This window comes from Zunongwangia atlantica 22II14-10F7 (assembly GCF_002094855.1).
In the GTDB taxonomy this organism is placed as follows: Bacteria; Bacteroidota; Bacteroidia; order Flavobacteriales; family Flavobacteriaceae; genus Zunongwangia; species Zunongwangia atlantica.
Genome location: NZ_ARYN01000011.1, coordinates 179,077 through 188,079, shown reverse-complemented (window position 1 = coordinate 188,079; position 9,003 = coordinate 179,077). Strand labels below are relative to the sequence as shown.

The following is a 9,003-nucleotide window of genomic DNA, read 5'->3' as shown; positions in this document are numbered from 1 at the left end:
AACAAAGTAAAGGAGACCGTTGGTAAACATTTAAACCGAACCAGAAATGGGATTAGATTCTGTAGAATTATTGATGTCAGTAGAGAACAAATTTGGAATAAGAATTGAGGATTCCGAAGCGGAAAAAATTTATACAGTTCAAAATTTTGTGGATTCTGTTTATGACAAAATCATTATAAATCCGACTGAAAAATGCTTAACTCAAATCGTTTTTTATCGAATTAGAAAAGCATTTCAGAATCTGAAATTGACAGATAAAGCAATTAAACCCGAAACAAAATTATCAGAATTGCTTACTCAAACCGAACTGAAAGAAAACTGGTATCTCTTGGAAACAGAAATCGGGCTTGAATTACCTGAATTAGTTGCTCTTGATTTTAATCCAAATTTAGGTTCTCACGTAAAAATTTTCGGAATGAAAACCATAAAAAGAACTACACCTGTTTCGAGCGGAACAATACGTGACTTAATTCATTGGACAATTGCATTGAATCAAGAAAAACTCATTGACATCCAAAATGTAACGAGTAAATATGAAGTTGAGCGAATAATAATCGGAATTATAAACAGAAATATGGGAATACCAATTAGTGAGATTAAATTGGAACACTCAATAACAGATGATTTAGGAATTGACTAAAAAACGTTCTCCAACAAAGCGTATAATCAACTACAGGTAAATAATTAATCGATATTCGATGTTTTTAGCTATATTTATTATTATCATAAGTTTAGAAACTAAATCCTAACTGTTCACTTTCAATTCTATTTACTGTTTATGAAAAAAATCACTTTACATAGACCAAAAGAAAGTTTTAACAAAAACTGTTCGTATGAAATATTACTTGGAAAACATACGCTAACCAGTTTAAATAATGGAGAAGCAAAAACAATAGAAATACCAGAAGAATGGGGTAATGAACCTTTAAAAGCAAAAATTCAATGGTGTGGAAGTGAAAAAATGGATTTAAAGAGCATTACTGAAAACTCAAAAATAAGCGTTAGCGGAAATAAATTTCTGAATAGAAAAATGCCATTATTCGGAGCAATTTTTCCACTAATTGGTCTTATCACTTTCAATTTTCATGTGGTTTCAAAAAATGTTGGGATCGCAATTTTTCTACTTTTTCTTTTCGGCATCATCGCGACAATCACTATTTGGCGAAATAAGTGGCTTAAATTAAAAATCAGGTAAATCACCATAAAGTAATCCAACCTTATTATACATTAGTTCTAAATTTATCTTCATTTAAAAACATCACAATAGCTATAATAGCTGAACCATTTTATCCCGAATACCTGGTTAATTTCGATTATCATCATACAGCCAAATAATTGATACGATATTCGATATTTTTAACTAGATTTATTAGTAATGCGTATAGCTGATAAATCAAATTCTAAGTTGTAATAGAAGCAGAAGAAAATTTTTAGAAAAAAATAAGACGAATTGATTAGTTTTTGAATTAAAAAAGTGCATTAAAAACAATATAATAATGGTTAATATGAAATGTTTAATTAGCTTATTTATTATTTGTTTTTTTCTAATAAGCTGTGGTGATTCTGATAGTAAATATATTACAAGCATAACCAATAACACAGATTATAAAATTATAGTACAAATATTTCAAGACACTACCATCATTTGTGAGTCATTTCAAGAAACAATAATTGAAGATAATTGGGGAAGGTCTGTTAAAGAAATGAATTGCGCGGTTCCTGATATATTTTTAAATGGCGACGCTGAAATTATTATTGATGATGGAAATAAAATCTTAACTAAAAATATAATCGATGATAAAAATTGGATTTGCATCGGTGAAGAAGATTGGAGTTTAATAATGGTTGGGAGTTTTTATAATGAGATCAAAACGACTTTTATTGTTAATCAGGAAGATATTACTAAAGCAAAATAATTACTAGATGAAATAAGATTACAGATAAATACTGAAATGATTATTTCTTTTAATTATGACTTTACAATACATAGATTATTTAAAAAAATGAAAAAAATCGCCAATCTATAAAAATGTGTAACATTAGAAACTAAGAAATAAAATCTTTAAGCCTACATTTCCGCTTCCCTATTCCTCCACTCGTGATAACCGCAAACAGTTTACAAATTCTGCAAGTTAGCTCTCTAAAATAACTAAATAGAGCTAGAAATACCTATCCTCTCATCCATTTATGTACCTAACTTAGGTCTATCAATTATTTGGCCCAGCCATCTTTAAAAAGTTAAAATAATATTAAGAATCTTTTTTTTGATTTTACCTTTTCGTGACATTCAAAACTAGGGGATTTTTCAATTTCCACACTCCTAATAGTAAACGTGGAATTTGAATATGCAGGACATTACTCCTAAAGAATTAAAATGTATGAGATATCTCAATAAAGAGATGTCTCCTGAAGATCGATCGGTTTTTGAAATCGAACTTAGTATTGATAACGAACTTAAAAGCCTTTATTTAGAATACTTAAATATCTGGACAGCCTATCCCGCCAATGATCTCGAACTACATCCCAAAATAAGTCAGCAAAAAATAGAGGGCAAAATAAAACGAAAATCTGTTTTTAAAAATCTATATGCCTATGCTGCATTATTGCTCCTATTCTTAATCTCTGGGATAAGCGCTTTCTATTTTTCTTCAGATTCTAATTATACAAATATAAAGATGACTGAAGCTGGCGAACGACTTCGATTTAAGCTTCCAGACAGTAGTGAGGTGATTCTCAATTCAGCATCAAAAATAAAATATGCTCAGATTTTTGATAATCCCAGAGAAATATGGTTGGAAGGAGAAGCATTTTTTGATGTTGTAAAGAATCCTGAATGCCCTTTTATAGTGCATACCAACGATATGAAAATTAAGGTTTTAGGCACCAGTTTTGGGATTAATACCCGAACAAAAAAGAAAACCGTCTCCTTAGCTACCGGAAAGGTAAATGTGCTAATAAAACATTCGAATGATGAAGTAAATCTGCTTCCTAACGAACAATTAAGCTGGGATTGCACTACCAAAGAAGTTACCAAAAGTAATTTTAACCCAGAAAAGACCCTAGCCTGGAAAGAGAATATTTTGCTTCTAGACAACCTCTCGCTTAAAAACGCCCTGCCAGAAATTAATACCTTTTTTGGAGTTCAATTTTCAATTGAAGAAAAAAGTCTTGAAAAACAACGAATAACAGGTGCTTTTAAAGACCAAAATCTGGAAGAATTTATAAGCTCTATGGAATTTATCACCAATGTGAAAGTGATAAAAAAAGGCACTAAAAAATATCTAATAATAGCTTCTGATGAAAACTAAAAAACTACTACCCCTTCCAAAAAGTACTAATTGCACGCTGGTGGAAGATCTAGATTTGTTTCAGAAAATAGCTAAAGGGCAATATGCTGCATTAGAGCTTTTATTCAATAAATACTATGATGCATTGTGCCGCTTTGGTCTAACCTACCAAAAAGACATTAGCATTGTTGAGGAAAGGGTATCAGATGTATTTATCATTCTATGGAATAAAAGAAAAGAATTAAATCAAATAGAAAAACCAAAATCTTACATCTATGTCATCGCAAAAAACAGCTTAAAAAAACCTATAAAATCGCATTTATCTTTTTCAATAGATACGCAATATCAAAGCAATATTCTTTTTTCTCCCAGTACAGAAGAAGAGATCATAGACAAAGAACAAAAAGAAATCAATGCTCAGATTATCCAATCGATATTGAATTCTATTCCGGAAAAATCAAGGCAAATCTTTGAATTAAGCAGAATAGACGGTTTTAAATATCGTGAGATTTCAGAAATAATGGATCTGTCTCCTCGTACGGTCGAAAATCATATTGCTCTGGCGATGAAATATATCAGTAAAGGACTGAGAAATTTTCATCAAAATAAATACTAATCAGAATAAATCATGCTTTAATCTTACAAATGAAACGCAAAATTTTATTACTCGCTCTTGCTTCATTTTCTTTGGTCACCAATGTAGAGGCCAACGAAAATGGTTTAAAAAAATCTAGCAGCAGTCAGGTTGAAAAAATCATTAACCTCAACCTTAAAAATGTTAGTGTAGAAAAAGTCTTTAAACTTATCGAATCTCAATCTAAGAAGAGGTTTATTTATAGATCAGACCAGGCATTTCTACAAAAAAATATTAGCATCAATATCAACAATGCTAATCTAGAAGAAACCTTAGCTGAACTGCAGCGTATTACTTCTTTACAGTTTAAAGTTACCGATAGTGGCATTTTAGTGAAAGAAACTATTAGTAACAACCAACAACAACGTGAAATTAAAGGGGTGGTTAAGGACAATAACAATATGCCAATTCCCGGTGCAAGTGTTTATGTTAAAGGTACCGATATTGGAACTGCCACAGATTTTGATGGAAATTTCACTTTAAACATTCCTGCTAATGCAGAAACATTAAGTATTACTTTTGTTGGTTACCAAAGAGCAGATGTAGCTATTGCTAACCAATCTGTATTCAACATCACCCTACAGGTAGACACTAATACTTTAGATGAAATTGTAGTGGTTGGTTATGGAACTGAAAAAAGGGAAAATATTACAGCTTCTATTTCCTCTGTTGCTCCTGAAGAAATCCAATCCTTGCCTAAAGCAAATGTGACAGAAATGTTACAGGGAAGAATGCCCGGCGTACAGGTTATGAGTGATAACCGCCCTGGTGGAGGAACTTCTATACGAGTGCGTGGTTTTAGCACTATTAATAATAACGATCCTTTGGTTATTATTGATGGGGTACCAACCTCTAACGGATTAAGTAGTATTAACCCCCAGGATATAGAAAGTCTGCAGGTATTAAAAGATGCGGCTTCTTCGTCTATTTATGGGTCTCGTGCTGCTAATGGTGTTGTGGTGATTACTACTAAAAAAGGGACTAATAAAGACTCTTTTTCAGTAAGTATGGATGGCTATGCCGGGATCCAGTCGGCTTTTAATTTACCCAGAATGTTAAGCGCGCAACAATACGGTGATCTTTTATGGCAGGCTTACCAAAATGATGGTCAAACACCTGCGCACGATATCTACGGAAATAATCCTAATCAAGCTGAAATTCCGGCCTGGTTAAATGATGAACAAACCATACCAAGCGGTGATGTAGATTGGGTTGATGAAATTATGCGTCCGGCATTAATTCAGAATTATAATATTTCTATTCAAAAAGGATCAGAAAAAGGTCAGCATTCGTTCTCCCTAGGGTATTACGATCAAGAAGGGGTAATAGAATATACCGATTTTGCACGTTATTCGGCACGATTTAATTCCAGTTATAATGTTACCGATTGGCTTACTATTGGAGAAAATTTCTCTGGATCGTATACCAAAGAAGTTTCTGTAGGAACCAACAGTTCTTTAGGAAGTATCGTATATGATGCTTTTCAATTTCCGTCTATAGTTCCGGTAAGAGATATCAATGGTAATTTTGGAGGAAACCCAATTAATGATATTGGGAATCCACTAGGAAACTTATACCGCAGTAAAGATAACGACCGTAAAAATGTACGTGCTTTTGGTAATGCTTTTGCAAGTCTTAATTTTGGTGATTTTGAATTTAAATCTTCTTTTGGTTTAGATTATAACAATTTCAACTATAGAAGTTTTAGCCCGGTTTATGACGAAATTCTGGCACAAAATACGATTAACAACTTAGGAACAGACAATAGTTATAACTACCAGTTCACTTTTACAAATACTATTAACTATGCCCGTTCTTTCGGAGATCATAATCTAGATGTTTTAGTTGGCCAGGAGGCTATTGAATATTATCAGGAAAACTTTTCGGCCTCTCGTCAAAACTTCCTTTATGAAGATCCAAATTTTAGATATTTAAGTTTTGGTACAGAAAATCAATTAAACAGCGGGGGTGCTAGCGAATGGAAATTAAACTCTTATTTTGGTCGCGTTAAATATAATTTTGACGAAAAATATCTGCTAACTGCAACGATAAGAAGAGATGGAACCTCTAGACTTGCTAATAATAATTGGGGCACTTTCCCAGCATTTTCTGCAGGATGGCGTTTAGATAAAGAAGATTTTTTTGATCTAGGCGATGGCTTTACCAGTATGATGTTACGTGCCAGCTGGGGACAAACAGGAAATCAGCAAGTACCTTCCTACTCTACTGTAGATAGTTATAGCAATAACACAAATTATAGTGATTATCCTATTGCAGGCGGGCAAAATTCGGTTTCTACCGGTTTAACACAAACTCGTGTGCCAAATCCAAACTTACAATGGGAAACTACAACACAAACTACGGTAGGTGTAGATCTTGGATTCTTTAATAACAAACTTAATGTAACAGCTGAACTGTACAATAAAGTAACTGAAGATATTCTTGTTTACAATGCGGTACCACTTACCTATGGCGGAACTAATGACGGCCAGTGGATTAATGACGGAGAAATGCAGAACAAAGGATATGAACTAAACATAGAGTACAATGATCAAAAAGGTGACTTTGGATATAATTTTGGTTTAAACATATCTGGATACAAAAACGAGTTAACCGAATTACATAGTGTAGCTTACCTGGGTATTCCTAGTTCTTCCCTTCATAGTGTTAACTTCGATCAGGAAGTTTCAAGAAGTACGGTAGGACAACCTATTGCATCGTTCTTTGGTTACGAGGCCGATGGATTATTTAGAAGTCAGCAAGAAGTTGATGACTATGGTATGCAACCTAACGCACAGCCTGGTGATATTCGATTTAGAGATATTAATAACGATGGGGTTATCGACGATGAAGATCGTACCTATATTGGATCTCCTCATCCAGATGTTGTTTTAGGTTTAAATGTAAAATTGAATTATAAAAATTTCGATTTAGGCATGTTCTTTAATGGAAGTATTGGGAATGATCTTTATAACCTAACTAAGTACAAAACTCAATTTTTTAATCAATCTGCTTACAACAAAGATTCTTCTTTATTAGGGGCATGGACGCCAGATAATCCTAATTCTGATATTCCTAGATTAAGTTTAGATGATCCTAATAACAATATACGCCCATCTTCTTATTATGTTGAAAATGGATCGTATTTAAAACTAAACAATTTACAGTTAGGCTATAGTTTCCCTGAAGATCTATTTCGTGATGTGAATGTAAGAGTATATGCACAGGCTAGTAATGTATTTACTATTACAGATTATAGTGGAATGACTCCTGAAATAGGGCTTCAAAATTATTCTAATAGTAGCCGTAACCTTGATATAGGTGTAGATCGTGGTATTTACCCACCTTCAAGAACATTTGTATTTGGTTTTAATCTTAACTTTTAAAAAGCACTAAAAATGAAAATTAATTCTAGAATTATAAAAATCGTGCTTGTATTTGTTGGTATAAGCACCATATCATGCTCAGATGATTATTTGGATGAAGTTACTTACGGAGAAGTTTCTCCCAGCGAAATGACGAATCCTGAAAATGTTGAAAGAGCAATAATTTCAGCATATAGTATATTAAACGGACAATTTGATGGCGCTTCTAACGCTTACAACTCTCCCGCTTCAAACTGGAGCTTTGGGGATGTAATTTCAGACGATGCGTATAAAGGTGGAGGCGGAACTGGTGATCAAAACAACATTCACCAGATGGAAATTTTCAATACCAATCCTACAACGCTGGATATCGAGCGTAAATGGATGGCACTTTACGAAGGTGTGAAAAGAGTAAATGAAGCTATGCGTCTTTTAGCAGCTTCTGAAGGTTTCGATCAAAATTTAAGAGCACAGCGCCAGGCCGAATTACGATTTTTACGCGGACATTATTATTTTGAGCTGAAAAAAATCTATAATCATATTCCTTATATCGACGAAACTGCCGCAGAGGTTGAAGATTATGCAAAATCGAATACAGAATATACTTCTGAAGAATTATGGAGTAAAATTGAAGCCGATTTTGAAGCTGCTCGTGAAGTATTACCTGAAACTCAGGAAGAAGCCGGAAGGCCTACACGTATTGCTGCCCAGGCTTATTTGGCAAAAACCTTTTTATTTCAGGGAGAATGGCAATTAGCTTATGATGCGACTACTGCCGTTATGAATAGTAACTATAGTTTGATGGGAGATTTTCAGGAATTATTCTTACCAGAAAATGATAATAACCAAGAAGTAATATTTGCCGTTCAGCATTCCATTAATGATGGTCAACCAAGCAACTACAATGGTAGTATTGGTGATCGTTTATTAGCACCGGGAGGTCCATATTATTCGCAATATGGCTTTCATAGACCTTCACAAAACCTTGTAAATGCTTTTAAAGTAACATCAGATGGTTTACCTGCAAACAGCAACGAGAATCTAACCGATAGCGATCCTGTAGATCCAAGGATAGATATTACCTTAGGGAGACCAGGAATACCTTATAAAGATCTTAATATTCTTTACGAGGCCAATTGGGCCAGAGATTTGGCTACTTATGGAGAGTTTAGTCCTAAAAAACGAATAGTTTCTGCAAACTCGGCTTATCACTTACAAGTTTGGCCTTATGTTAGTGCTTTAAATTATTACATTATTCGATTTGGTGAAGTTATCTTATGGAGAGCTGAAGCCGCAGCCGAATTAGGGCAGCTTGAAGAAGCTCGTCAATTAGTAAACCAAATAAGGCAACGAGCTAAAAACTCGGCTTACGTACAAACACTAGATGGGTCTCAGGATGCCGGTAATTATCAAATTGAGCTTTATAATACACCTTGGACAAATCAAAATGCAGCCATAGAAGCAGTAAGAACCGAGTCTAGATTAGAATTAGCTTTAGAAGGACATCGATTCTTTAATCTTGTTCGCTGGGGTATCGCTGATGAGGTAATTAATGATTATCTGACTATTGAAAGAACCCGAAGAACACATTTATCCAATGCCAATTTTACAGCAGGAAAAAATGAATATATGCCAATACCACAAGCTTATATCGATGGTATTGAAGAAGATTTAGTTACCCAAAATAATGGGTATTAATTTGATTTGATTTTGAGTT

7 protein-coding genes are annotated in these 9,003 nt (G+C 33.7%); all 7 read left to right on the top strand.

The genetic code is table 11. The features are described from left to right. Nucleotides 1–46: 46 nt before the first annotated feature. The gene (locus IIF7_RS21190; protein WP_084842181.1) at nt 47–640 is read left to right on the top strand and encodes an acyl carrier protein; all 594 of its coding nucleotides are present in this window, start codon (nt 47–49) and stop codon (nt 638–640) included. Between the two features lie 138 nt (nt 641–778). Further along, on the top strand, nt 779–1,195 hold the full coding sequence (locus tag IIF7_RS13320) for a hypothetical protein (RefSeq protein WP_084842180.1): 417 nt from the start codon (nt 779–781) through the stop codon (nt 1,193–1,195). A gap of 310 nt (nt 1,196–1,505) precedes the next feature. After that, nucleotides 1,506–1,916, top strand: coding sequence for a hypothetical protein (locus IIF7_RS13315; RefSeq protein WP_139801331.1), 411 nt, complete (start codon nt 1,506–1,508; stop codon nt 1,914–1,916). Between the two features lie 462 nt (nt 1,917–2,378). Then, entirely contained in the window at nt 2,379–3,308 is a 930-nt protein-coding gene (locus IIF7_RS13310) for a FecR family protein (RefSeq protein ID WP_245801638.1), read from the top strand. Next, complete coding sequence (locus tag IIF7_RS13305) at nt 3,298–3,903, top strand: sigma-70 family RNA polymerase sigma factor (RefSeq protein ID WP_084842177.1); 606 nt, start codon at nt 3,298–3,300, stop codon at nt 3,901–3,903. Before IIF7_RS13310 ends, IIF7_RS13305 begins: the two co-directional genes overlap by 11 nt. Before the next feature lie 29 nt (nt 3,904–3,932). Next, nucleotides 3,933–7,307, top strand: a complete 3,375-nt coding sequence (locus IIF7_RS13300; RefSeq protein WP_139801330.1) for a SusC/RagA family TonB-linked outer membrane protein — start codon at nt 3,933–3,935, stop codon at nt 7,305–7,307. Between the two features lie 12 nt (nt 7,308–7,319). Further along, nucleotides 7,320–8,984: a RagB/SusD family nutrient uptake outer membrane protein gene (locus tag IIF7_RS13295; RefSeq protein WP_084842175.1), complete on the top strand. Its 1,665-nt coding sequence runs from the start codon at nt 7,320–7,322 to the stop codon at nt 8,982–8,984. Nucleotides 8,985–9,003 lie beyond the last annotated feature (19 nt).